The organism is Rhizobium lusitanum, assembly GCF_014189535.1.
Taxonomy (GTDB): Bacteria; Pseudomonadota; Alphaproteobacteria; order Rhizobiales; family Rhizobiaceae; genus Rhizobium; species Rhizobium lusitanum_C.
Window position 1 is genome coordinate 982,452 of sequence record NZ_CP050308.1, and the last position, 25,207, is coordinate 1,007,658.

22 protein-coding genes, 1 tRNA gene and 1 pseudogene are annotated in these 25,207 nt (G+C 55.5%); 8 read left to right on the forward strand and 16 right to left on the reverse strand.

Going from position 1 to position 25,207, the window contains the following annotated elements:
- Positions 1 to 222 precede the first annotated feature (222 nt).
- The 3 genes from HB780_RS18555 to HB780_RS18565 are packed head-to-tail and all read left to right on the forward strand — an operon-like array spanning position 223 to position 3,580.
- Positions 223 to 1,797, forward strand: a complete 1,575-nt coding sequence (locus HB780_RS18555) for a recombinase family protein (RefSeq protein ID WP_183697244.1) — start codon at positions 223 to 225, stop codon at positions 1,795 to 1,797.
- Entirely contained in the window at positions 1,797 to 2,693 is an 897-nt protein-coding gene (locus HB780_RS18560; RefSeq protein ID WP_183694770.1) for a plasmid partitioning protein RepB C-terminal domain-containing protein, read from the forward strand. Before HB780_RS18555 ends, HB780_RS18560 begins: the two co-directional genes overlap by 1 nt.
- Positions 2,690 to 3,580, forward strand: a complete 891-nt coding sequence (locus tag HB780_RS18565) for a plasmid partitioning protein RepB C-terminal domain-containing protein (protein ID WP_183694773.1) — start codon at positions 2,690 to 2,692, stop codon at positions 3,578 to 3,580. Before HB780_RS18560 ends, HB780_RS18565 begins: the two co-directional genes overlap by 4 nt.
- Before the next feature lie 81 nt (positions 3,581 to 3,661).
- Here the strand turns inward: HB780_RS18565 and HB780_RS18570 are convergent, their stop codons facing one another.
- The 3 genes and pseudogenes from HB780_RS18570 to tnpC form a co-directional block, all read right to left on the reverse strand.
- A complete protein-coding gene (locus tag HB780_RS18570; protein ID WP_183694776.1) occupies positions 3,662 to 3,907 on the reverse strand; it encodes a hypothetical protein in 246 nt (81 codons plus the stop codon).
- A 332-nt stretch (positions 3,908 to 4,239) separates the two neighbouring features.
- Positions 4,240 to 8,301, reverse strand: coding sequence for a P-loop NTPase fold protein (locus HB780_RS18575; RefSeq protein ID WP_183694779.1), 4,062 nt, complete (start codon positions 8,299 to 8,301; stop codon positions 4,240 to 4,242).
- A gap of 195 nt (positions 8,302 to 8,496) precedes the next feature.
- Positions 8,497 to 10,016, reverse strand: a pseudogene (tnpC, locus tag HB780_RS18580) (IS66 family transposase).
- Here tnpC and HB780_RS33525 point away from each other — a divergent pair.
- Positions 9,906 to 10,151 (forward strand): hypothetical protein, encoded by a 246-nt coding sequence (locus HB780_RS33525; protein ID WP_286203213.1) that lies wholly within the window; start codon positions 9,906 to 9,908, stop codon positions 10,149 to 10,151. The pseudogene tnpC and the gene HB780_RS33525 overlap by 111 nt on opposite strands.
- Here HB780_RS33525 and tnpB read toward each other — a convergent pair.
- The 5 genes from tnpB to HB780_RS18605 all read right to left on the reverse strand — a co-directional run bounded on the left by tnpB (position 10,136) and on the right by HB780_RS18605 (position 17,474).
- Positions 10,136 to 10,489, reverse strand: a complete 354-nt coding sequence (gene tnpB, locus HB780_RS18585; protein ID WP_072642615.1) for an IS66 family insertion sequence element accessory protein TnpB — start codon at positions 10,487 to 10,489, stop codon at positions 10,136 to 10,138. The genes HB780_RS33525 and tnpB overlap by 16 nt on opposite strands.
- On the reverse strand, positions 10,482 to 10,916 hold the full coding sequence (gene tnpA, locus HB780_RS18590) for an IS66-like element accessory protein TnpA (protein WP_183694782.1): 435 nt from the start codon (positions 10,914 to 10,916) through the stop codon (positions 10,482 to 10,484). Before tnpA ends, tnpB begins: the two co-directional genes overlap by 8 nt.
- A gap of 279 nt (positions 10,917 to 11,195) precedes the next feature.
- Entirely contained in the window at positions 11,196 to 15,287 is a 4,092-nt protein-coding gene (locus HB780_RS18595; protein WP_183694785.1) for a PIN domain-containing protein, read from the reverse strand.
- A gap of 139 nt (positions 15,288 to 15,426) precedes the next feature.
- Positions 15,427 to 16,296: a hypothetical protein gene (locus HB780_RS18600; RefSeq protein WP_183694788.1), complete on the reverse strand. Its 870-nt coding sequence runs from the start codon at positions 16,294 to 16,296 to the stop codon at positions 15,427 to 15,429.
- 401 nt (positions 16,297 to 16,697) lie between these two features.
- Positions 16,698 to 17,474 (reverse strand): metallophosphoesterase family protein, encoded by a 777-nt coding sequence (locus HB780_RS18605; protein ID WP_183694791.1) that lies wholly within the window; start codon positions 17,472 to 17,474, stop codon positions 16,698 to 16,700.
- Positions 17,475 to 17,541: 67 nt separating this feature from the next.
- Between HB780_RS18605 and HB780_RS18610 the strand changes: the two genes are divergently transcribed.
- On the forward strand, positions 17,542 to 18,714 hold the full coding sequence (locus HB780_RS18610; RefSeq protein WP_183694794.1) for a hypothetical protein: 1,173 nt from the start codon (positions 17,542 to 17,544) through the stop codon (positions 18,712 to 18,714).
- 37 nt (positions 18,715 to 18,751) lie between these two features.
- Here HB780_RS18610 and HB780_RS18615 read toward each other — a convergent pair whose 3' ends face one another.
- A complete protein-coding gene (locus HB780_RS18615; protein ID WP_183694798.1) occupies positions 18,752 to 19,501 on the reverse strand; it encodes a hypothetical protein in 750 nt (249 codons plus the stop codon).
- 208 nt (positions 19,502 to 19,709) lie between these two features.
- Between HB780_RS18615 and HB780_RS18620 the strand changes: the two genes are divergently transcribed.
- Entirely contained in the window at positions 19,710 to 20,213 is a 504-nt protein-coding gene (locus HB780_RS18620; protein ID WP_183694801.1) for a hypothetical protein, read from the forward strand.
- A gap of 24 nt (positions 20,214 to 20,237) precedes the next feature.
- Here the strand turns inward: HB780_RS18620 and HB780_RS18625 are convergent, their stop codons facing one another.
- Positions 20,238 to 20,843 carry a winged helix-turn-helix transcriptional regulator gene (locus HB780_RS18625; RefSeq protein WP_286203141.1) on the reverse strand — a complete coding sequence of 202 codons (606 nt, stop codon included), beginning with the start codon at positions 20,841 to 20,843 and terminating at the stop codon, positions 20,238 to 20,240.
- Between the two features lie 209 nt (positions 20,844 to 21,052).
- Here HB780_RS18625 and HB780_RS18630 point away from each other — a divergent pair, with 209 nt between their 5' ends.
- Positions 21,053 to 21,607, forward strand: a complete 555-nt coding sequence (locus HB780_RS18630) for a recombinase family protein (RefSeq protein ID WP_183694804.1) — start codon at positions 21,053 to 21,055, stop codon at positions 21,605 to 21,607.
- Here the strand turns inward: HB780_RS18630 and HB780_RS18635 are convergent, their stop codons facing one another.
- Both HB780_RS18635 and HB780_RS18640 read right to left on the reverse strand, forming a co-directional pair.
- A complete protein-coding gene (locus HB780_RS18635) occupies positions 21,608 to 21,949 on the reverse strand; it encodes a flagellin (protein ID WP_183694807.1) in 342 nt (113 codons plus the stop codon).
- An 84-nt stretch (positions 21,950 to 22,033) separates the two neighbouring features.
- Positions 22,034 to 22,109, reverse strand: a tRNA-Ile gene (locus HB780_RS18640).
- 164 nt (positions 22,110 to 22,273) lie between these two features.
- Between HB780_RS18640 and HB780_RS18645 the strand changes: the two genes are divergently transcribed.
- On the forward strand, positions 22,274 to 23,020 hold the full coding sequence (locus HB780_RS18645) for an SIMPL domain-containing protein (protein WP_183694810.1): 747 nt from the start codon (positions 22,274 to 22,276) through the stop codon (positions 23,018 to 23,020).
- Between the two features lie 126 nt (positions 23,021 to 23,146).
- Here HB780_RS18645 and HB780_RS18650 read toward each other — a convergent pair whose 3' ends face one another.
- The 4 genes from HB780_RS18650 to HB780_RS18665 form a co-directional block, all read right to left on the reverse strand.
- Entirely contained in the window at positions 23,147 to 23,488 is a 342-nt protein-coding gene (locus tag HB780_RS18650) for a hypothetical protein (protein WP_183694813.1), read from the reverse strand.
- 283 nt (positions 23,489 to 23,771) lie between these two features.
- On the reverse strand, positions 23,772 to 24,077 hold the full coding sequence (locus HB780_RS18655; RefSeq protein ID WP_183694815.1) for a hypothetical protein: 306 nt from the start codon (positions 24,075 to 24,077) through the stop codon (positions 23,772 to 23,774).
- Between the two features lie 178 nt (positions 24,078 to 24,255).
- Positions 24,256 to 24,684, reverse strand: a complete 429-nt coding sequence (locus HB780_RS18660; protein WP_183694819.1) for a secondary thiamine-phosphate synthase enzyme YjbQ — start codon at positions 24,682 to 24,684, stop codon at positions 24,256 to 24,258.
- Between the two features lie 83 nt (positions 24,685 to 24,767).
- Entirely contained in the window at positions 24,768 to 25,121 is a 354-nt protein-coding gene (locus tag HB780_RS18665; RefSeq protein ID WP_183694822.1) for a DUF1428 domain-containing protein, read from the reverse strand.
- Positions 25,122 to 25,207: the final 86 nt, after the last annotated feature.

A 25,207-nucleotide genomic window follows, 5' to 3' on the forward strand; every position in this document is an offset into this window, starting at 1 on the left:
CGCGATTACTTGCTCCCGTCCATCGCATTATCGTTTTGATGGCCGGCGCGCTTGACCCAAGTTCATGTCGTAACGCCTCCGAAATTGTAGCGACGTAACCGTCGCGAAGCTTCGGGTCGCCACCGTGAACAATTGTGCCCTTAATCGGAACCATCTTTCCTGCCTCCTCGATATATACTCCCGCCGCCGCAGTCTTATCGTAACGAGAATTGTTGACATGTGATGGTTATAGAGTGGAGCCAGAAGAACGGCGATACGACCTCGCCCGAGCGGCCAAAAGTTCCGGCCGCGACTTACGTTCGAATGTCCACTGACCATCAAAAATACTCGACCGACAACCAGCTCGCTGTCATCCACCGATATGCCGAGAAAAATGGTTTCGAAATTATCCAATCATACGCTGATGAAGGGAAGAGTGGATTGCGCCTAGTTGGCCGTGACGCTCTTCAGAATTTACTCACCGATGTTGAAGGTGGTCGGGCGAACTATAAGGCCATTCTCGTGTACGACGTCAGCCGCTTGGGCAGGTTCCAGGACCCTGACGAGGCCGCAGAAATCGAGCTTCGCTGCAAGCGGCAAGGAATTCTTGTGCACTATTGTGCCGAACAGTTTGCAAATGACGGGAGCATGGGCTCCTCGATTATCAAGACCATGAAACGGGCAATGGCTGGCGAATATAGTCGCGATTTATCAGTCAAGGTTTTTAACGGTCAGGCCAATCTCATCCGGCTTGGTTATAGGCAGGGCGGCGCTCCTGGCATGGGTTTGCGTCGCCAACTCGTTGACCAAAATGGTGTTCCCAAAGGGGAGCTGGCACGCGGCGAACATAAGAGTATTGCGACCGACAGGGTCATCCTTATTCCCGGTCCGGAGGAAGAAATCCGAATTGTGAGAAGGATTTACGACCTCTTTGTCATCAAGGGCCAGATCGAGGCCGAAATCGCAGCGATCCTGAATGCAGAAGGAATTTTGACCGACTGGGATCGACCATGGACTCGTGGCACTGTTCATCAGGTACTGATCAACGAGAAGTATGTCGGGCACAACGTCTGGGGTCGCACGTCATTCAAACTCAAGCAATCGCATGTAAGGAACCCTGAGGGCGAGTGGGTTCGTGCCAACGGAGCATTTACAGGTATCGTACCTGTCGAGATGTTCCAAAGAGCCCGTGAGACCATTGCTGCTCGTGCAGATCGTTTGTCCGATGACGCGATGCTGGAAAAGCTTGCCAAGGTCCTCGAAAATCAGGGGTATCTGTCCGGCCTGATTATTGATGAGATGGAAGACTGCCCATCCAGCAGTTCCTACTCCCATCGTTTTGGCAGCCTGTTGCGTGCCTACGCGCTGGTCGGGTTCGTCCCGGACCATGATTATCGCTATTTGCAGATCAATCAGGCGCTCCGCCGTATGTATCCCGATCTTCTCGCCGGGGTAATTCAAGGTCTCCGATCAGCAGGCGGTTCTGTTTCGCAGGACCGGGAGACGGATTTACTGACTATTAACGAGGAGTTTTCCGCTTCAGTCGTCATCGTTCGCTGTTTGCAGACAGCAGCGGGATCGCTCAGGTGGAAGATGCGCCTGGATACGGTGCTCAGGCCTGACATCACGGTCGTGGTCCGAATGGGGCCAGGCAACCTCGAACCATATGACTACTATCTATTGCCGTTATTCGACATGCATCAGGCTGTGTTGCGGCTCTGCGAATTCAACGGTTTGTCTCTTGATGCGTATCGCTGTGAGACGCTGTCGCGTTTTTATGCGATGGCGGCCCGCAGGTCATTCTCGGAGGTGGCGTAATGGTTGCGGTTCCTGCACAAAAAGTCGAGATGATCCCGATCAATAAGATTACGGTGGTCAATCCGCGTATTCGTAACAAGAAACACTTCAAGGAAATCATCGCAAATATTGGGGAGATTGGACTGAAGCGCCCGATCACCGTGACGCGTCGGATGGAGGCCAGCGGACCATTCTACGATCTCGTGTGCGGACAGGGGCGTCTGGAGGCGTTCAGAGCACTGGGACAACAGGAAGTACCAGCTCTTGTCGTCAATGCGAACAAGGAAGATTGCCTAGTCGCAAGCCTTGTTGAGAACTGCGCCCGTAGACAACATCGAGCAGTTGATCTCCTGCAGGACATCGGTGCGATGCATGAGCGAGGCCACGGCATTCCAGAAATCGCCCGAATGACCGGTCTTTCCGCTGAATATGTCTACGCCGTTGTTCGTTTAATCGAGAAAGGCGAGGAACGGCTACTAAGATCGGTGGAATCCGGCCAAATTCCATTCAGCGTTGCTGTGGAGATCGCCGACGCCGAAGACCAGGATATTCAAGCCGCTCTTCAATCTGCGTACGAGAAAAAGCTCTTGCGCGGCAAGAAATTATTGATTGCCAAGAGGATCGTCGAAATACGCCGACGGCGCGGCAGGACATTGAAATATGATACCTCCAACCCCCGCCCGCGCCCTATGTCATCGGAGGCCTTGCTCAAGGCATTTGAAGACGACGTTGATCGCAAGCGTATGCTAATACGCCGGGCGGAGACCGCCAAAGCTCGCCTTACCTTTATTACGGCGGCCATTCGCAAACTCCTGGCGGATGCTCAATTCAATGCCATCTTATCCGAGGAGGGATTTGCCTCACTTCCCGAAGCGCTGGCAGCGAAACTCCAAGCGGCAGGAGGATCATCCCGATGAAATCCCCTGTGTTCGGTTCATCTATTCCGTTAGCGTTCGAAAACATGAGCCTGCGAATACCGATAGCCGAAATTCTGCCTCTGAAGCAGCTATCACCTGCCGCACTGAAGTCTATGAAATATGGGCAAATAGCGGCTTCGATTGCGGAGGTAGGTATCATCGAGCCTCCAGTCGTCATCCGAGACAGACGACAGCCGGATAAATTTCATCTTTTGGACGGTCATGTCCGTCTCGACGTCCTTGCCAAGCGCGGCGAGACCGAAGTCGTTTGTCTGGTTGCCACAGAGGACGAGGCTTACACGTATAATCGCCGTATAAGCCGTCTAGCCACGATCCAGGAACATAAGATGATCCTGAAGGCAATTGAAAAAGGCGTGCCCGAAGAACGCTTGGCGCGGGCACTCAATGTAAACATTTCGAGCATTCGTCATAAGAAGAACTTGCTGGATGGGATGTGCGACGAGGCTATCGACATGCTCAAAGAAAAGCATGTTCCTATCAACACAATCGGCGAATTACGAAAAATGAAACCTATGCGGCAGATCGAGGCCGCTGGATTGATGGTCGTAATGAACAAGTTCTCGGTCAGCTATGCCAAGTCGCTGGTTGCCGCCAGTCCCGACTCTATGCTCGTGGCTCCAAAGAAAAAGATTGCTGGACTTAGCGAGGACCAAATCCTGCTTATGGAGCGGGAGTCGGCGACGCTTGATCGTGAGTTCAAAGCCATAGAGCATGATTACGGCACCGATCATCTCGACCTCGTGCTCGCTGTTGGCTATGTGACGCGGATAATAAGCAATGCGAGGGTGGTACGCCATCTCGCGGAGTTTTATCCGGAAATACTATCCGAATTCACTAAGATGACCACAGTCCGTAAAGCAGCGTAATCGGTGCTCGCATTCCGCAGGACGTCGGGACCACTAGCTCTTCTATGATTGGCGCGTGCATCGTCAGTAACGCGACCGCCGTCACATCCCTGAAATCCATGGGTATTTCTCAATGCCCGTTAACCAGAGGTCGGTCGCGGCCTTCTCGGCGATCTTGCGTACCGTTGATCGATCAAGATCTGGAAACAGTGTTTCCGCCAGCGCCTCTCGCTTGGAGGCACTAATTTTCGGGGCGAGAAAGCGAGCATCGGCTATGAGCTTTTTGACATATGGAGCCAGCCGCTTCTTTTCTTCGGCCTCTCGGCTCCTTGCGTCAGCCTCTTGCATTTGAGCGAAAGCCTCTGACTGGGCCAGTTCCTAGCGGAAATCAACACAGTGGAGGTTCTCTGCCATCTATCAGAAGTTTATTGTAGCCGCCTGATTGGGTGGCGTCCGAGCATCAGGCCGCCATTTAGGACATCCGGTACGCGCTGCCGATGCTCCGGAAATTAATCTTTGCTATCGCCTCGATTTTCTCGGCGGCGGTGTGAAGGGATAGGTTAGAGGGAACAGCGATCCTGCTAGTATGCAGATCCTATGTAGTGCAGACGGACAAAACGGTATGATTTCTATTTCTCGGAGAGTAATAGGACTTTCCGAGATTAACGAGACCAACCCATTCATCCATCTTTAGAACGCTGTTCCAGCGCCTTCCGTAGCGGCTTGGCCTCTGGAAATCCTTCTACAATAGCGGCGAGTTGATCATCGTCCAGCTCTGCCTGTACGGAGCCGTTTTTCTCTAGGTTCGCAGTCCCGCCCAAATCTCTCACAACAGGGGCTAGCACTCTGATCTGGGCAACCGAGCATGACGGCAGCAGTGCAATAAACGCGCTCGCGAGGGCGCTCCTCTGATCTTGATTGCGGACAATTGCCACGATCTCGTCGATCTGTGAGAATGCAAGGGCATTTGCCTTTGGACGCCCGGTGAAAGCGAAGAGAGAAGCGAGGTCAGAGACGAAAAACTGGACGCCAAGCGATTGCTTTCTTGCCAAGATTTGGGCGACAAGTCGTTGTGCCTGGTCGTCCGTCAGGCCCGTATCCGCCAAAACGACGCGGAACGTGGAAATGAACTCCTCGCCGAGCGCATCGGCCCAAATCCACAGCGAGCCGTCCGGTTCTCCCTCGTATGCGACTGGCGGGGATGCGAGAATGGCCGTCGTGATCGCTTGGCGACGGTTCCCATCCGCATTTGACGCGATAGATTTGGCAATCTGCTTGACTGCTTCAGCTTCGGGCTTGCCGCCCGCCAAGGCAGCGGCGACGTCGGACGGCTCGATTGCGGAGACAATCGAACCAAGGCAAGCAATCACCGAATCCGGTGCCGAAGACCAGATGAGGGGGACAAGCGCCGCGATTGCAGGTCGGGATGTCTCGGGTGCAATCCCCTTGTCAACCATTTCGACCTGAGATTCAAATACTTCCCCAATCCCGCTTACGGTAGGTTGAGTTCGGACAAATTGTGTTGCTCTCGCGGACAAGTGATCACCATCGTAAGTTCCCACCTCGGTGCCAGGCCTCGGCCATTTTCCTTTGATTTCCTTGTGAAGCAGGACATAGGTTTCCGGGACGCCGAAGGCCTGCTCGAAGATCGACTGCAAGGTACTTCCCGAGGAACTCTTTGGAAGAGCCGGCAATAGTCGGAGCGCCGAAGGAAAAAAGGAGGCAACAACCTTTGTCTGCCCAGCGGAGTTGATAATGCGGTCTGCCAGTGCTTGAGCATGGGCCTGCAATGGAGGCCCTTCCCAAGTTTTCAAATCGGACGCCTCGACAATCAGACGATAGCTTTCCGCATCACCATCGTCCGTCGGAGACTTACTGAGTACCGCGGAAAGCTGAACAGCCCACGCTACCTTTTGTTCGTCCGATAACTCGGGAAGGCTCTTGGCAAGATACCGCAATGCGCCGTTATCGACTGCTTTGATTGGTTTCGCCACGAGCTGCCCCATAAGCGATTGCCATGCGACAAGGTGGCGAGACCTCAGAATTTCGGCACCACGCTGGAACTCAGAACCCAATTCGTCGTACCCTGCCCACAACAGCAGCAATGGGAGTAACCCTTCGGCGCTGGTGCTATCTACGGCATCCGCCCATCCTGCAAAAAGGTCGAGGAAATAGGTTGACCCTGCTTTCCAGTTTAGTGCCCATGCCTTGTCATCGCTCATCTCCTTCGCAAGACGATCAGCGAACGCGGCAAGATAGCTGTTGGTCTGCGATGGTAGCGCGCCGCTTGCGTAGCCGGCGGCGGTTTCCCATGAGGTGGAAACTGCTTTCTCGTGGCGGAGAGCCACCATCGATGTCAGTTGCCTCCAGACAATCTCACGGCTTTCCTGGCCTTCGCGATCCAGCTTTTTATGTACATTAGCGATTGTCGCAAGGACACGCGTGACGTCCCCTACTTGCGGCTTAGTCGCACTAAGTTCTGCTATACAAAGATCGACATAGTCCGCTGCGAGGAGGCTAACCAGTCCCGGAGCCTGTTCCTCAACCCAAATTTCCAGCTTGCTGAATGGAAGCGTCGTCCCGCCTTCTTTTGACGCGACACCTCGAACCAGCAACCATTCTTTGAGGACCCTATCGGTGTTGGGGTCGATGCCATCCCGCTCGCGTACGTCGAGGATCAAAGAAACAGCGTCCTCCACGGCCGCTACAAGTTCCCCAAGATTTGGTGTTTCGCCCGTAGGCAATCGCCACTCTTTTTGCTGGGACGTGAGAAGGTCCGTGGCGAACCGTGCGGCGACGTCACGCCGATCATCGGAACCGACCGTTTCGATCACCGTCCGGGCCTGCAGCGCACCGACAATGACTCGCACCTGTGGCAGTTGGGTCAAGCTACGAGCCAGCGGGACCATTATGCCATTTCGAATGTCGTCCGGGATGCGAGCGGCAATCGCGGCTAGCACCCTTGCACCATTTATACGCCGCGTTTCCGTTTCATCCGCCAATCCTTCGGTCAAATCACGGAGAAGCAGAACGTCATCGCGATCCAGCGGGCGGGTGTCCAGGTGGCGGCCAAATACTTCGAGGACGCCCGTTACGTCGCCAGAAACAAAGGCGTCGTTCAGAGCGGAAGCACCATCGCCAAACTTCCTGCTCGTGGAATCCTCAGCGAGGAGCAATAACGGCTGCAACGATTTCGGCCACCGGACACCCGATAGGCTGGCCAGATATTGACGAAGCTGCCGATGCTCCGGCCTCAATTCACTTTGAATTTGTTCGTCTTTGACGACGAGAAACTCCTTCAACGCGAACTCGGCCGCGGGAGCTAAGCCAGTGCCGGCTTCCCCACGGAGGACGACACGGTTGAACTCCTGAATAAGTTCGGGCCGCTTTTGAAGTGCGTTATAGAAATCCGGGAAGTCAACACGGAGCACGCAAAGCGCGGCAAGCGCGATCGGATGTTTGGTCACCGCGCCCGAATACAGCCCGCCGGGCAATCTTGAACTGTCGCCGTCGCGTTCGCGCCTTACAGCTAACCACCATGTCTGCGAGAATGCGTTTATGAGCTGGATTGCGTTTCGAGGGCTCTGCACACCCACGTGGATGAGCCGCTCGACAATATCCTGCAAAGATGCACCGCTTGCGACTTCGATCTCTTTTCCAATGGAGCCCGCCGAGGCTAGTTTTTCGGTCGCGAACTGCCGCATATCCAACTTCGGAAACGGCGGAATCTCAAGCCGGAACTGAAAGAGGCGATCTAGATACCGCCTCGCATCGGCGCGGGTAAATACCGAACCCGGCAGTTCCGCGAGACGACCCCTGTTCTTCGAAAGCGCGTCGGCAACGCGGTCCTCGTCGCAGGAGATGACGAAAATGACGCCAAAATGATCGGCATCAGCTTTGGACGAGAGTTCGAGAAAGGTCCGGATCGCGTCCAGGCCCGAGACCATTTCCGTAGCGGAGAGACGATCCAAGTCGTCAACAAAGACGACCAAGCGCTCGCACTTTTTGCTTGCCCGCCGAAAGTTGGCAATCTGGGTGATCAAAAGCCTTTCGTATTCCTCAGCGCTAGTGGTCGGAAATTTGATTGTCGTCTGCGGATTGAAGAGAGCGGGCGAGCGAAGCCTAAGATCAACGATATATTTTCCCAAGATTGCGGCCACGCTAGCCGCGACGGCAACGACAGCGCTCGCGGTAATTGCTCCCGTGCCGCCGAGATAAAGCGCTGCGATAGTTAGGATGCCAACACAGACAACAAGCAACCCAACAAATAAGACAAGCGAAGCGGTAACCTGAAGAAGCGCTTCCTTTGACCACTCCCACCAACCACGTTTGACCTGGCCGATTGCTGACACCTGATTATAGAGTTCACGCCTAAGAGCCTCGTCGTCACCGCCGAGTTCGGTATAAGCATGTCGGAGAAGCGCCCGCTTGAGGTCCTGCTCTCCTCCGTAACGCCAAGCATTGAACGTGATAGCGCGTACCTTATCACTCCGGCGTTCACCTCTCGATCCGGTTTTATCGTCGCGCAACGACCTGAGGTACAGCTCCTTGATTGTGCTTTTTCCCGTTCCCCATGAACCGAGCAATCCGATACTGAACGGCGGCGTATGCCCGCCCTCGATTAGATTTTGGAGGACTTCGGCAAAGTGACTGTGACCGAAGGCGTCACCGGAGAGTTCGGCAAGTTCCTTGTCCAGTATACTCGCCATGCTATTGGTCGAAAACGTTGCAATTTTGTTCATGAACCCCCCAGCCTTGGCCATGAACCTACAACACGTATCGGTAGCGTCAACGTGCGCAGCATCCGATATCCACGGTCGTATGTCGTGACTTGCTTAAAGAAGACTACGAAAGTAGGGTAAGCGCGATTTTCGATGCGCCTTGACGGCTTTGGCAGCGCTAAAGCGCGATCGCACCGGTTTCGATATCCGGCTCTATCAGGTCACGGTAGTCTTGGAGTAGTTGGACGGCAGCAGGTCGCCGATGTCGGCGGCTTCGTCGCGCTGCGGCAACTCAGTGAGAACGTGGCGCAGCCAAGAGAGTGGGTCGACGCCACAGGCGCGGCAAGTCAGCATCAGACTGTAGATCACGGCGCTGGCCTTGGCTCCGTCGGCGGTATCGCTGAACAGCCACGATTTTCTTCCGGTCGCAAAAACTCTGATATCGCGTTCCAGAATGTTGTTATCGATCGGCATCCTGCCGTCGCTGGTATAGCGTGTCAGATAATCCCATTGGTTCAGGGTGTAGGACACGGCATCGCCGAGCTTCGTGTCTGGCACGATCTTTGGCGCGATATTGTCGAGCCACACCTTTAGAGCGTTCAGGACAGGCAAGCTGTGCTGTTGCCGGAAGTAGCGAATGCAATCGACCTGCGTTTCACCGGCGTCGGGCTTTTTGTCTCGCGCCTGCTTTTCGATCCGGTAGAGCTGCTCGAAGAACCGGAGGGCCTGTTCCGGCGGTCCGCCTCCATTCTTCCTGGTTTTGAGGGCCTCGACGAAGCGTCGCCGGGAATGAGCCATGCACCCGACATGGGTTGCGCCATGCAATGTTCGCCATGCGGTGTAGCCATCGGTCACCAATATGCCGCGGTAGTCACCAAGGAAGGTTTGCGGGTGGATCTGGCCGCGCCCCGGCCGATAGTCGAGCAATACGATTGGCTCGTCACTGTCCTCGCCGCTGCGATACGCCCACATGTACGATGTGCTGGTGGCTTCCTTGTCCTTTTCCTTGAGGACTTGAACCGTCGTCTCATCGCCATGAATGAGAGGCTGCGATCGCAACCGCAGCTTCAGCGCATCATAGATGCGGTGCAGATGCTTCTCGCTTGAGCCGATCACCCAGTGAGCGAGAGCGCCCCGGCTGATCGGAACACCAGCACGCTCGAATGTCTGAGCCACGCGGTAGAGCGGTGTGCCGTCGACGTATTTGTGGACGAACGCGAAGGCCAGCGTCGAGGCGGTAGCAATGCTGCCCGGCAGGGGCTGCGTCGGCATAGGCGCGATCACGACCGGAGTGTTGATCCCGCTGCGGTCGCAATGGCGGCAAGCGTACTTGAACCGCACATTCTGCAGGACCTTTGCCTTGACCTCGATATGGAGCTGTTCGCTAACAGCCTCGCCCATGCGATGCATCTCACCCTGGCAGCCGGGACAAGACTTCTGATGGTCGGGGAGGTCATATTCGACGCGCTCCCGCGGCAGGTCTTCCGGCAGAGGCCTGCGGCCACGCTTTTTCCCGCGATGCTATCGACCGCTGGCAGGCCGGTGTCGGGAAGATCGGCGACATCGCCTTCCTCGCTACCATCATTGACGGCAGCGTCTTCTGCCTCATTGAAGAGACGATCAATGTGCTTTTCGCTGCGGGGTGCAAAGCGATGCAGCCTTGCGAGCGCCAGCTCCTCTTCCAGCTTCACGACCTGTCGCGAGAGCGCTTCCTTCTCGGCTTTAAGCGCAGCGATTTCGGCAGCATTCGCCGCCAACTGCGCCATCAGCAATGCAATGTCAGGATCGCCGGCTCGGACCATTCGATTCTTGAATCTGAACCGTCCCTTTGCGTCAACAGCTCAATTCCCCACCTTCAGCCGGCGATCTGATATTGCCGCATCGGATGACGGATCATCGCGTCGATATCGATGCCGTCGAGTATCCAGTGGAGCTGCTCGGTCGAGAGCGTCACCACCGCAGTCTCTCGGCGGGGCCAGCGGAACCTGTCTTCCGTCAATTTCTTCAGGACCATGACAAAGCCGGACCGATCGAAGAACAGCAGCTTTACCCGGTCGTGACGGCGATTGCAGAAGGCAAAAACCGCAGGCGCAAACGGGTCAAGCTCCATCACCTCCTGCACCAGGACCGCGAGGCTGTTGATGCCCGCGCGGAAGTCGATCGGCTCCCGATGGAGGTAGACCTTGAGATCAGCGCCAAGCTTAAACATGGCCCAGAGCTCCGATTATCGCCGTCAACACGCTGATATCGCTGCACTCCAGCGACAATCTCACACCATTCGGCAGTGAAGCGTTCACCTTCGCTGGAGAGGACAGCGGGCCGCTCCTCTCCGCCGTCGGTAATCGCTCATCACGATCTGTCGCAGGCATCTCATTGTCGAACCTGCTACATGCGGCGGCGATCTGAACCGGAATAAACGCCGATGTCGAAGAAGGGGATAACGGATCGGCTTGGGTGTGTTTCCTGATCCATTTCCAGACAAGGTTCGCGTTGACCCCGTTTTCTCGCGCAAGTTTCGATACCGATGCGCCGGGTTCAAGGCAGGCCGCAACAAGGCGATCTTTCGAACTTTGATCGAAGCGGCGTCTTCCATTCCGACCAACCAGCCGCACGGCGAGTTTTTGACCTTCATCCATAACTAGGTGTCCACCTCTTTTAGGTGGACACCTAATGCCAAAGCTCAATCAACTACAGAAGGTGCGGAGAAATTCGCGCTTACAAAGTAGGGAGCCTCGTCCCGGTCAGCTCTGTGAATTTTGTTGCGGCTCCAGATACGAATTGATTATCATTCAATCCGCACACGAAATAAGCTCTCAGGTCTAGCCTGTGGGTCTCATTTTGAGGTCATCTTAACGCTCCCTAACGGGGGTGTTTTGTATTTCTGGCCAGTGCGCACAAAAAGTTCGTCGACTTCGTCACCGTCTGCGTTTTGATCTGCGTTTGCTTGGAGGAAGGTCTGGGCGACCAGAGCTACGCGGCGATCTCGGAGACTGCAGTGCTGGCGCTGGTGCTCCACGAGTATCCAGCAAGGCTTGCTGTGACGACGTAGCAGCCCCATGTCGGCTGGCAGCGAGCGTTTGCTGGACCACAAAAGCACTCACACGTCTTCTTAGCGCGTAGACAATTGCCGGGTTCAAAAAATGCCCCTTGAGCCACCCTATTAGATACGTCCTGTCGTCAAAGCCCAGCTGCTCTTCCAGCATTGCGATCGGCAATGGCCAATCGTCGCCGGTGTGACGGATCAGTTTCCGCAGGAGAATGCTAATGGACCGCTGTCTCACCAAGCGGTCGAGGGATCTGTCGTTGGCTGTGGCGTTGATAAACTCCTGAACAACCGCCGTATGAGATACATAATCCGCCCCTCGGCTGCCGATGTAGCGCGCCAGAGCGTCGAGCGTTCGTAGGTCCCCGCTGGGATCATGGTCGATGACCGATCTGATCAATGGCGCGTCGATAGCTACGGGGTCATGGCGGAGGATCGCCAAGTTGACCACTGCATCGGCATATCGTTGGGCGGAAATCGCGCCTCTGCCCCTGGCCTCCATCAAAATCGCCTGCAGCCAAAGGCCTTCGACCCGCATCTCTTTGGCAAACTGCCTATATCGAAGGTCCTCGGACAGGAGAACACGGCCATCCGTACAGAGATAAATCGGGTCAAATACCCTTTCCCCGCACTCTTCCAAGATCATGCTCTCAAATGGTGTAATGTCATTCGGAGCTGCGACCGGCGCGACAATGCAGGTTTTTTCGATTTTCTCGATCTGTTGGCTAATATACTGCTCGCGTGCCTCCACATATTCTTGAGTGTGCTCCCGGCGGAAGGTCTCCCCGCCGCGATGAAAAAGGGTCATCGATGGGGACTTTTTGATGTCGCCAAATCCACGGAACGTAATGAGGTTATCGAGCGATGACTGGGGAAGATAGATAGGCCCGAGGGAAGCCTCGATGATATCGAGCACGTCGAGGGTCGCCGCCGTCCAAGCGGCATGGGCGTCTAACACCACACCTCTTCGATTGCTGTTTCTGATGAGGGCATAGGCCGCCTCTCGCTCTGGATCGATCCCCAAGCACGTGCTGATATCTTCGTCTGCCTCCACGATACCGCCGGCTATATTGATGGGGTTTTCGTGGAACACTGCCGCCACGAGCTGGAAGGGGATACGCGCCTTCACATAAAGGTCTATCGCCTTCTCGCTACGTTCCGCGAGACGGCGCACCATATCGAGAACTGGCGATAGGTCGTCTTCCTTCATTGCGAAGGCGAAGAGGCCTTTTGAACTAGGAAATTTGGTTTGGAAGTTGGCTAGGATATCATGGAAGGCATGGAGATAGCGGTGCTTGACCTCTTTGATCGTCCAGGTGATATGATCCCCGATTTGCTGGGGAATGCTTATGGTGTCACCTACGGCTTTGCCGATTGCCTCGGCTGCCAGCTTATGCGTCGGCGACAAGTATCCACCGCTCGGGTCGTCAGCACCTTCTTCTATGACGAAATCAAAGTCCTTTCCGTGGCTTCCCGAAAGCTGGACCCATGTTCCGACATCCACCCCATTGGTCCCGATAGTGTCGCCAAAGTGCTCCATCGAGAACACTAGAATGGCATACGAGAGATTAACCGCTTCGTCGTTGAGGTTGGCCCGTAGCACCGGATAGGCCATTCCAATCGCCGCTCGCTCGTGCCCAGCACGTCGCAGTTCCTCTGCGATTCTCATCTTCTCGATCGGCGTACCGTCCAACGTTTCGATGTCGAAGCGAGCCAGTAGCGGGGGGATCTCCGTGCCCCGGTTCTGGCGGCGCAGGATCATGATCATCATGAGTAGGAGTTCGAGGCGCGGAGAAGCGTCCATATCTGCGCTGAAGATCAGCTCGGCGGAAGGAAGGTTCCCCCGATTGAACTCCATGAGGCCTTCGAGATAACGGTAATGAGCAGACGATCTAACCTCTGCAGGTAGACCTGCGAAGAACGCAGTGGCCCGTTGTTTGATTGGTCGCTCCTGAACGAGCGAGCCGGCCAATGCTCTCAATTCCTCACTATCGCGATCCACCGCGATATGCTCTATCAGTAGGCTTGCGGTATCCGACCAGTAGCGATGGCGATAGGCGTACATCGCTACCATCATGCGGCTGGCGATGTGACTTCTGTCGTCGATATTCGAGCGGGCATTAACCCAGGCCTTTTCGGCGAGTGCGGGCTGACGTTTGTTCGCGCAATATTGAGCGGTTATGATGCTGGCGCGGGGATGCTTCTCGACATCCTGAATCACTTTCGCCAGTTGCGGAATACTCTCCTCATCACGAAGTCGCCAGAGCTGGCCCAGTCGTATCGCGGTGCGACACAATATCCGTTCCGTTGGTGGATACGCTTCTTCATCATCCGGATCGAGCTTGGCGAGCGTGTCCCAGTCGCCCTTGAGCACGGCCATCTGCAGAAACAGGAGATTCCTTGATGAAGAGGCCGGAAGCCGCGGTAGAATTTCTTCGACTGCGGGATGGTCACCCGCTTCCATGGCAGCGGCGGCGGCTCGCAACACGGAGTCATCGTCAAGATCGGGTATCGCAAGCATTTCTCTTACGATGATCATCGCCGATGCGTGATCACCAAGGACCCTATAAGACAGCATCAGATTGCCGCAGATGGCGATTTCCGCCTCGTCGAGCTTTTTATCTTCAGCTTTCACTTCCTGCCAAAGTTCCGCCAGCGTGAGCGAGGACCGCTTCAACTTTTCAAGATCGCCCTCTGTGAGCGAGACATGGTTGATATAGTCATTATCGCCAATGACATCGTCGAGATCGGCCTCCGCCGCGAGCTGGCGAGCCAGTCTCTCCTCCGGAAAGCGTTCGGCGAGTGTCCGGGACAAAGTCTTCCAGTCTTCGCCTGGCTTTGATCTCTGGAAAAGTGCCACCGCTAAAAGAACGCAGGCGACTTCTCGGTCTTTCGGCGGCACCAATGTGAGAGGGTCATCGGAGAAACCCGAAAACCTCGCCGCTTGGATGACGTGCGACGACAGCATTTCGTCGGCGGTTTCGGACTTCAGGTTTTCGCGCCCCATTGCGAGGACTGTCTCCCAGTCCTCCATCAACAGATGGGCATATGCCTTGTTGGCGATCGCCTTGGGCTCGAGTGGAGCGTGGTCGTACGCCTCGAGAAGCCATTTTATACCTTCCGCTTCATTACCCAAAAGCAGATGGCAGGAGCCGATATTCGCCTTTATCCGGAACAGGATGCGGCCGCTGACGCTCTCACGTTGGACGCGCTCGAGAAGTGCTGTGAACTGGGTGAGAGCGATTCTGCGTTGGCCACCTTTGTTCGCATCTCTGTATCCGTCGATCTCGGCGTCGAGGTACTTCTCGATTGCAAGCGCGAGTTCAACGGTGGTATCGGCTGGAGCCTGCATCTTGATGGATGAATGCATTTCGGCCAACGCCGCCAGGACCTTTTTCTCTCCCTCCTGTTGGAGGTCGATGCCTTTGTTGACGGCGGCCACCGTCTGTTGCCCGAATACGCCGTAGCTATCATCGAACGCCAGTAGAGCGTCGGGGTATCGCCCCAACTCATCAGTTATCGCCTGCCAGCCCCAAATGATAAATCGGATTTTGCGACCGGCATCCATCTGCTCGACAGCAAGTCGATCAGCGAACAGCTGGATTTCGGTGTCGCGGTCGGCCGTAGTGACGATGTGAAATTCCGTGAGCGGCGGCTTGATGGCGAGTGCCGCTTGGAACTCCCTGAGGACCTCTTTTTCGGTGAGTTTTCCGTTCCCACTTTTCAACTTGCACTGAATTCCGACCCGTTTTCGCGGGTCATCATCGCGGATGCCGATGATATCGAGACCGTGCTGATTTTGACCACTTCGCCCCAAGCGCTGAAGATTAGGGTCCTTTAGCTTTTCCGACCAAAGGATCGCACATTGGCGCTCGAAATCCTGATGATTTTCCGGCTTCGGAATTTGAGTGCGGGATAATGCCATGCGATCCTTGAAGGCGTGCCAAATCAACGAGGCACGCATCAAAATACTCTGCCCGAATATCTACTTAGGTGCCACGAGAGCTCGCGCTATGTTCCCGCTATCCACAAGATGGTTGCGAAGCGGCGTGCCCTACACGCACCGGCGCGCTTATCTCGTAGGATCGCGTTTGCCGAGCGGTTCAAATATAGCGCCGCAGCTTTTGGCGGAGCCGTGATATGGTCAGCTGTTCATCAAACCTGATTTCGACCAGGTGCACGCCGTTTTCTTCACACAAGCGCCTTTTGACCGCATCCCGTTCCAGGCCGCGCTTCAATGCCTCGTCGCCTCCGAATACATTGACCGCTCTGTAGTGCTGCTCTCCCTGGTGCTCCAGCGCAAGGTTTAGGGCCGGGATGAACACATCCAAGCGTTGGCGACCGAGCCACGACGGAGAAGCCTCTCGCATGACAACCTGATCACGAAACAGCTTTTTGACGATGCTATACATCTCCGCCTCTCGGAGCCAACGACTAAGCCCAAGGATTTGCTGAACCTCGGAGCGAGCAGTGGCCCTGTCGAGATCATGGGTCAACATAAGCTGGTCGATATACGCGGAGACGAACTCCTGCACCTCATCGCCATAAAGAAGGCCCACGGCCTCCGTTCCCGATCGCCGCGCAACACAGAGATGACAAACGCCCTCTCGGTAGGCGACGTTGGATAGAAGGCGGGTAACCTGACGTGGCCACGCATTGTCGCCAGCATGCATGTTGTCCACTGTGGTTTTCATTCTATCATGGGCGAGGCGCGCGCATGAGCAAAAGTATCGCTCACCGCTCACAATATGATCAAATGACACAACCTCGAAACCCGGTATCCCCAACTCGAAACCGTTTGAGCGTGGCCCAGGCCGGGGATTGGCCACATAAGGCTGTTCCAGCGGCGGCATTACTTCGAGGGCACGAAGCGTGTCGGAGAAAATCGACGGGGGCAAAATAAGGTGATTCAGCCGTAATATGTGGTTGGCTTGAGTTTTGAGTTTTTTTCGACCAGAGCCGATGAGCGGCAAGCCCCGCCGGCCCATAGTTTATTGGTTCCAACTCGAAGCCGATCACATCGATTTCGACCTTCTCAGGGATATCATCTCGCTTCGTTGAGAGCGCCAGCTCGACGTACCATGTGGCATAGCCGTCGGCCGCCAACTTCGGAAGCGCGGCACACCGGTCCTTGTAGTACATGGAGTGGAGTCTGACGGAGGGCGGTTTGACGAGGGTCAAGGAGGCAGAATCGCGAAGGTTCTGAGCGAGGGTGCCCGCCAGCAACTGCTCGATCGCATCGACGGGGCGTATGCCTGGGGTGGAGACTTTGAGAGCAAGGGCTTCCCCGAAGGCTTGGGAAACCCCGAAAGTCAGTCTTGTTGGCATTTGACCTCGTTGTGTCGCTTGCCGCGATATAGGTTCGTTCAACTGCTTACCCTACCTCGGTCGCCGCCGAATGGAATATGCCCTCGACGCGGTCCCAGTTCGAAAAATCAGGATCGAACCGACGTGGCTCGACCGAAAAGCCCGTGTCTCGCTCATGCGTTATGACGACGTAGCTCCCGTCATTTATGAGCCGATAATCGCTGCGCGTGATCCGCTTCAATCCGCGCGGAGCAACCATGACCTTGTTGTCGAGCGCGCTGACGTTGACGAACCGCTGACCGCGAGAGGTGCTGTCTTCAAAGCGGTGAATGTGCCCGAAAAGAAAAAACGGCACACCTTTCAGAAAGCTTTGGGTTTTCGTTAGGCGATAGTGGCTGACCACAATGGTGCGTTCTGGCCCCTCAGTCTCGACGATTGCGGATAGCTTCGCTCGTTGCCGTGCGGAAAACTCTTTCTTGACGGCTGGAATATTGGTCGGATCTTCCGTCTCGATTTCTGATCGCAATAGCTCCCACTCTGGATCAATCCCGTCAATGGTTTCTCCAACAATGCTGAGTTCACCAATGCGGAACGGCGCAAGATGCACGTGATGGCACCTGTCGCCGAAAGCCCTGTCGTATTTGAGGCTGTGATCCCAATTGCCAAAAACGTAGAGAACCGGGCATTCGAAGGATCTGAGTACCTCGAATATCTCACTAGCAGCATCGCTTCCGATGTCACCAGCCACGATCATGGCATCGTAGTTATTGCCCTCGCGCGCCTTGAGCTGCCGGACTGCGTTGACGTTGTTATGGATGTCCGAGAGGGCGAGAAGTCGTGTCATAGCTGCACCTAAAGTTCCAAGGACCACAGAACCGACTACAATCTACCAATCTAACTGATCACGGCACTTGGGCAAATCGGCGGGGCAACCGCAAGAACATCCGACGGCCTTTAAAGATCAACCGGTAAAACGGGAGATTGTAACAATCTCTCAAGAAATCGGCGGTATGCGGTGGCAGCGGAGACCAGCGATGCCTTCAATCCATGACAAAATTGCGCAACTAATCCGAGATCAGGACTTCAAGCCTTTCGACACGGAACTCAAGGCCGTGATCCGAAGGCCAGGCGTCCTAAAATTGCTTTGGAACGATTTTCGAAATTCCGAAATCGTGCGACTGAAGGAGGCGGTCAGAGAGTTTCCACCGGCGATCACGGACGGTACAACGGAATGGCTCGCCGAGGAATACAAGAATGAGCAGATCGTTTTCCGGAGCGATTTGTTAGCATCTGTGGAAGGTTCCTTCATTCATGTAGAGCAACAGACAAAGCACAATCGGGTCGTAATGCTGCGTCGCATGGCTGAATATGCGAACACGATATGCGCCAGTCTGAACTATGAAGTCCAACTCTACCAAATGTACTATTACACTGGCTCTACTCGAGTTCAGTGGGATCGAAAGCTGAGAAAACGTGCGAACATTGAAAATGCCAATTGGTCACTCGTGAGCCGTTTTCTTTTCGTCGATGCAGGCGATCATGACGCTCATGCGATGCTGAGCACCGGGAACCTTGACTACGCGATGCTTGGCCTTCTGGCACGAACGATCGAGGACGAGCAAGGCTTCATAGAAGGCCTCATCGACGTGATCTATCGACGATATCGTCACAATCGACTTGAGTTAATCCCCAAGCTAGTCACTTGCATCATTGTCGGCTCCCTTCGGGACAGAGGGATGCATGTGTGGGAGCGGATACCGGTGGGCGATCACAGAGAGGTCCAAAACGTAGAAGAGAGAGTTGTGCAAACTTGGATGGCGATTTCAGAGCGCCAGGGAAGAGATTTCGCAGCAGAGATTGCGGAAACGTTGACGGCGTTGCAGGCGGGTCTGGGATTTTCGTTCCCGCTTGAGTTCAATTTGTGGGCTATGCGTCATATCTCAGAAGTCCAATTGCGAGCGTTGTCAGAAAACGTCAGCAATTTCGATAATGTCGCGGAGCTTCTCGAAGCAGCGCAGATCCAGTGGCCGCCACACCCAGTCGGCGGTCGATCACAAACGCCGACTTTTACACCCAAAAATTGACACCGCTCCCAAGTATGGGGTCCGCTCTATGCTGCAACTACAGCTTCGGAGCGGGTGCCGCGTTTCCAACATCCTTGGTTCTGGCCGCATCGATCCGCCTTCTCGCGTCAGAATTGTCCGCCTCGAAATCCTGCGCCAGATGCAGCTGGTCCATCAGTTTCATCTCAAGCTCGTTTGCCAAACCCACAGGGTCGCCCCGGACGACGAAGTCGACATAGATGCCGCACGTGCTTGCGGACTGCCTCGCCTTTCCTGCGGTAAGGTCATCAAGACCGGCAGGGAAATCGCTCTTACCAATGCAGCCCAATGGCGATTCTAGTTTTTCGGCCGGTGAGCCGGCGGAACCGAATTTCCACGCGGCCCAGATGCCGGTTGCGCTTTTTCCTGTTACTGAAGGCTCTCCGTATTTCTGGACGGCCGCCGCATAAACAGACTCAGTCGTCGGTCGTCGCGACGGCCTGAACTTCAATTCACGCTTCGCTGCAAACAGTTTGTTGCCAGAACCCAGACCCGTGAATGCGAACTCCATACGCTCGTGTTCCATGTCGTCTGGATTGGCTAGGTCGTTGTACAAGGTTCGGCCATTTGCGACCCATTCAGTCCCTTCTGGCAGCTTCCATTTTGCGAACTCGTATTCAGCGTCCGGCCGGATTTCCTGGAATCTCGCGATGACTTGGTCGGCGCTCATACCTAATGACATCCCATTGATATCAAATTCGGCTGCGCGTATTTCAGCGCCTCTTCCGACGAGTATCGCGGTCATGGCGGCGAGAAGGGTGATTTTCATGATATCCCCGATGTCAGTCTTGAGGTTCTGAAGTCGGTCGCATCGAAGCGCGCCCGAATACGAGGACAATCCCTCATTCGAATTTTGTTTTCGGCAATTTTTGACGGGGATTTCACCCTCTGCGCGAATTCAAGACACCACAGTGGTAGCAAGGTTATTAATCGTTAAATAGGATCAGCTTCCAGAGTCGAAAACCGGGAGGACAGCGATGGCCGTCGTCAATATCAGAATGGATACTCGAAAGTCGCTAGCCGGGGCGCTGCTGCCTCAGGATATCGAATTAAACATTCTGGCAATCGAGCTGTTCTACTATGCCTGCGCATCCTGGCATTCGAAGGACTTCCTCAGGGCGGCTCATGACATAGGTGTATCGGTCGAAGTAGACCAGATAATGTTCTCCAATCCGTTCGATATCTGGGCTTTCTTCAAAAGCATTCCGGCGGGCTTGGCCTCCGAAGTTCTCGACCGAACGCTCTATTACCAAACCGAAATAGAGCGTCGGTCGGCCCAGGCTGCGAAAGTCCGGCAGAGCGTTATCTCCGACAAGCTCGATAACCTCCGCAAGGCAAACGAACTTCGCAATGAGCTGCTGTCGGCAGGCAGTGATCCCGAGGAGATTACCCGACTCCTCGCACAGATTCTCTCGGAACAGGGGGCTACGCTGGAGGTGCGCGATGCGAGCCAGCGGAAAAGTCCGCCTTCGTCTCGATGAAGCTTTTGCTGGCGATCCCGACGTTTAGAGCGAACGGGCAACGAGATCATGGAGCGTTCTTGCTCCAGTCAGCACTTTGAGGCGCTCTACACGGTGTTCGATTGTACGCGGAGACAGCGAGACCCGATGGCCAATGTCCCTCATCTGCAGTCCTTCCCGAAGTAGCTGAAGGATCGCGAGATCGATGTCGTCCAGATCTTTCGGCCTTGCCGGAGACCGAAGAATGTAATTCACGATACCGAAGACAAGGCACCAGTCGTCTCCCGGTTTTTCGGTCTTCCGTGGAAGCGACAACATCTCGAAGTTCGTTTGCATATTGTCGTGGCGCGCGGTTTCCAAGGTGAGCGAAGGGCGACGGCTGGTTATTGCCTTCTGGATTGACGGATGAAGACGTCCGCCTGGCAACATGGGAAGTCGCAATTTCAGGACGCCAGGGACCTCTGCGTAGGTGGTTGGAATACTATAATCGCGGACGATATGGATATCGAACTCAGTAGCACCGCCTGCGGTCAAAGTGATTACGGCGACTACCATATTGGCGGAGAGCTGGTCGCCGACTACACGCGAAAGCCCGGACGGATGATCGACCTCATCTTGTGAAATCCAAACGTCAATCAATTGTTGTGCCAAGGTGGCGAAACCTCTCGGCCTCACCGGCGGATCGCTTCTGCGAAGATACTAGCAGACGTCGCCAGATTCGACCGTATTTGTCATCGGTCGACTGTGTTTTTGTCACTTGTCTAAACCATTGCAACTATGCCCGGATTGTAATCATGCGGTTCCGCGCCCCACCCCGTCGAAAACGGTCGTTTCTGTCAACGCGCGGGGAATGGAATTCGATGACGAAAGTCGGTTATGCCCGGGTATCGACGCAGGATCAGCGCCTTGATCTTCAGCTTGCAGCATTACAGCTGGTATGCGACCGGGTCGTCGTGGATGAAGGCATTTCGGGATCGACTATCAAAAGACCTGGGCTGATCTCCGCGATGCGGTCACTGAAATCTGGCGACACCTTAGTCGTCTGGAGACTGGACCGTCTGGGGCGCTCGATTCAAGACCTTATCGGGATCATCGAAAAACTCCGTAAACGACAGATCGATTTCCAGAGCCTGACGGAAAACATAGACACTACTTCTGCGGGCGGTCGCTTCGTCTTCCATGTCTTGGCCTCGATGGCAGAATTTGAAAGGTGTTTGATCAGAGAACGAACCTGCGCGGGACTTGAGGCTGCCCGTGCACGAGGGCAGCGTCTTGGCCGACGGCCATCTTTGAGCGACACCGAGCGTCAGTCGGCGTGCAATGCTGTCGTTCAGGGAGAAGACGCGCTTGAAGTTGCCAGGCGGTACGGTGTACATCCGAGAACGCTGGCCAGATATATCGAACGCATGCGGTGACTACTGGAACAGCCGCGCGAGAGTACCAGACGCCGTATTGGCGATTGCCAGAGACTGTATTGCGAGTTGCTGTTGTGTTTCCAGCACCCGCAGCTTGCTCGCCGTCGTTTCTATGTCGACATCCACGAGGCGGAAAATGCCCTCCGCTGCAGTGTCCCTCATGTTCTTGTTGATCTTGTCGTACATCTCAAGAGACTTTTTCACCGTACCAACATACAACGTCTTGGACGCCAGCCGCTGTATTTTCCGGTCGATAGTTGCGACGACGTTGCTGTATAGCCCCTTGCGATCCGAGCCGAATCGGTGTGGCTGAGCCATTTCGAAGTGGTCTTTCGTGGCCATAATACGATTATGATAATAAAATCAATGAGAGCCAGCGCAATCGTATTGACGAAAAAATCATCGTTCGTGACGAACTAGATGAAATGGTGGGCCCGGGAGGACTCGAACCCCCAACCAAGCGGTTATGAGCCGCCGGCTCTAACCATTGAGCTACAGGCCCGGCACGATATTAAAGTGATCGTACACGCGGCGCCGGAGCAATGGTTCCCTGGAGCCGGTCTCGATCTAACCCAATTCTTCTTTTCCCACAAGGGACTGCCGCAATACCTTCACAATCAATCAGCAAAAACGAATACTGAGGAAACACCAACCAAGGAACGAACCATGCCCCTGATGAAAACCAGAGATTTCATTCTTCCCGCTCTATTCAGCGCGGCACTCCTCATGCCCGCCGCCCAGGCATTCGCGGAGGGCGCCAAGCCGCGCGAGGCGATTATCACCGTCTCCGGTGAGGGACATTCGGCAATTGCACCGGACATGGCGATCGTGACACTCTCGGTCGTCAAGCAGGAGAAGGCCGCCCAGGATGCGCTCGACCAGAACAACAAGGCCATGGGTGCGGTGCTGGCGACGTTAAAGGACAGTGGCATTGCCGAGCGCGATCTGCAGACCTCGGGCTTTTCGATCCAGCCGCAATATGTCTACCCGGGCGACAAGGACGGCCAGTCGCAGCCGCCGACGCTCACCGGCTATCAGGTAAACAATGGCCTGACGGTGCGCGTACGCGATCTCTCCAAGCTCGGCACCCTTCTCGACCAGGTCGTCAAGCTCGGCATCAACCAGGGCGGCGATATCCAGTTCACCAACGACAAGCCGGATGCGGCGCTCCAGGAGGCCCGCAAGAACGCCGTCGCCGATGCCGCAGCCAAGGCAAAAACGCTGACTGACGCAGTGGGCGTCAAACTCGGTCGCGTCATTTCGATCAGCGAGGGCTCGATCATGGCTCCGCCGCAGCCTTATATGCGCCAAGCTATGGCGGCCAAGGCATCTGCCGATAGCGCAGTGCCGGTGGCCAGCGGTGAAAACACCTATAACGCGTCGGTGAGCATCACCTACGAAATCCAGCAATAGGACAAAACAAAACCGCCCTTCGCTCAAGTCCGATTGGACCGAGCAAAGGGCGGTTCGCGGCCCCCGCCGATAAAGCAAAAGCGTAAAATAGTGGTCGTCGGACGCTAGACGCGCCCGTCAACCTTATCAGCGGCCGATCAACGGGCAACCGCGAACATTGGCGAACATCATCGTATCCGGGCCACGGCGGGTGAAGCCGTCAACGATAACGCGGCGCGGCGTGACATCAACCACGCGAGCACGGCGCAGACCGTAGCTGCGAGCGACATCCACGGCTTCCCGCGGATCGCAGCCGCGACGACGGTCGAAGCGCGGCGGCGGGTTGTCATAATCCGGCGGTGGCGGCCGATGACGACCGGGGCCGACATAAATGTCCAGACCCTGTGCGGAAGTGGTTTCAACCGTACCCGCCAGCGCGGTCACCGCGATGGCGGCGGCGACCCCCAATTTTGCCAGTATTTTTTTCATTCTATCCTCCATGGAGTGAAAGGCCGCTCCCTCAACATGCTTGCCGCATCTCCCGAGTGAGCGCCTGAGGAGTAACGGTCCGACACTGAACAAGTCCAGAATCAACCGCTCATGCCCTAATCAGGTACAACGAAGACAAAACCGATGCCAGAGGCAGGTTCGGCGGAGACCAGAAAAATAAAAGCCGCCCCCTTTCATGAGGGCGACTTTACTAAGCTTGGAATTGTATAGAAGCGGCTGGATCTTGCCCGCAAGCGGTTACGCTACCCACCGCCGTCCGATCTTAACGCCGAATCAACGGGCAACCCCGCGCGTTGGCGAAAACGATGCGGTCCGGACCACGGCGGCTAAAGCCGTCGACGACGACACGGCGCGGCGTGATGTTGCCGATATGGGCTCGGCGCAGACCCATGGCGCGGGCCTTCTGAACAGCCGCGATCGGAGAGCACGCGCGACCGCGATGATTATCATAGCGCGCTTGGTGAACGCTGGCCGAAAAATCATTGGCCGATGCGGTGGCGGCCGTGGCGGAGATCGTGCCGAGCGTGATGAGGGCTGCAATGCCTGCCTTTGCAATGAGGCTGATCATGGGTGTTTCTCCTTCAAGTTCTTGGATCGTTGCAATCCCGAAATCCGGTCCCATCAATTGGTCCGATGCCCTTGGGATTGGAGACACATTAGGTCAGCCAAGCTGAACCGAACGCGAACTGGCCATTCACAATGTATTCAGGAGCGTTAACAAAGGATTGACGCCGATATCCGGGGGCTCAGGCGGAAAGATGCAGCACGATATCGCGGCGGTGCGGCCGGTCGCGATGTTCGAAAAGATAGATACCTTGCCAGGTGCCGAGCGCCATCCGGCCACGCGTCACGGGAATGCCGACCGATACCTGCGTCAGCGCCGTCTTGATATGCGCCGGCATATCATCCGGCCCCTCGGTCGTATGCACGATCCACCGCATCGAGGGATCGGAAGACGGCGGTACGAGACGGCGGAAGAAAGCATTGAGATCGGTCTTCACATCCGGATCGGCATTTTCCTGGATCAGCAGGGAACAAGAGGTATGGCGGACGAAGACAGTCAGCAACCCCTCGCCCGCGCCTGAACTCGCCGCACGGACGAAATCCGCCGCCTGCTCCGTGAACTCGTAAAGTCCCTGACCACGGGTAGACAAGGTGATGACGGTTTGCGGCATGGTCTCTTCCCGAAATGATGACGGCGAAGCGCATGAGGTCGGGCGCCGCGGCCGGAAAGTCAAGCCTGCCAGCCGCCGGTGAGCTAGATCTGCAGGAAGATATCGAAACCGCCATAGATCATGCGTTTGCCATCGAAGGGCATGTTCTGCATCCCATCTTTCATTCGCGGATCAGCCATGACCTTTTCCAGTACAGCATCACGATGCTGGCGGTTCTCATAGGTAATCCAGGAGAAAATCACGACCTCGTCTACCGTGGCCAGGACGGCGCGTGGAAACGACGTGAGCTCACCATAAGGCACGTCATCCGCGATCGCCTCGACGTAACTGAGCGCACCATGCTCATTCCAGACCTCGCCAGCCGTGTGTGCCAGCGCCTTGTAGGCCTCGATTTTGTCTTTCGGCACGGCAAGAATAAAACCATCCACATAGGGCATATCGGCCTCCTCTGTTCTGTTCTCACTTGCAAAGGACGATCGACAATAGCGCGATCCGACATGGGATGCACTTTTCCATTCCAATT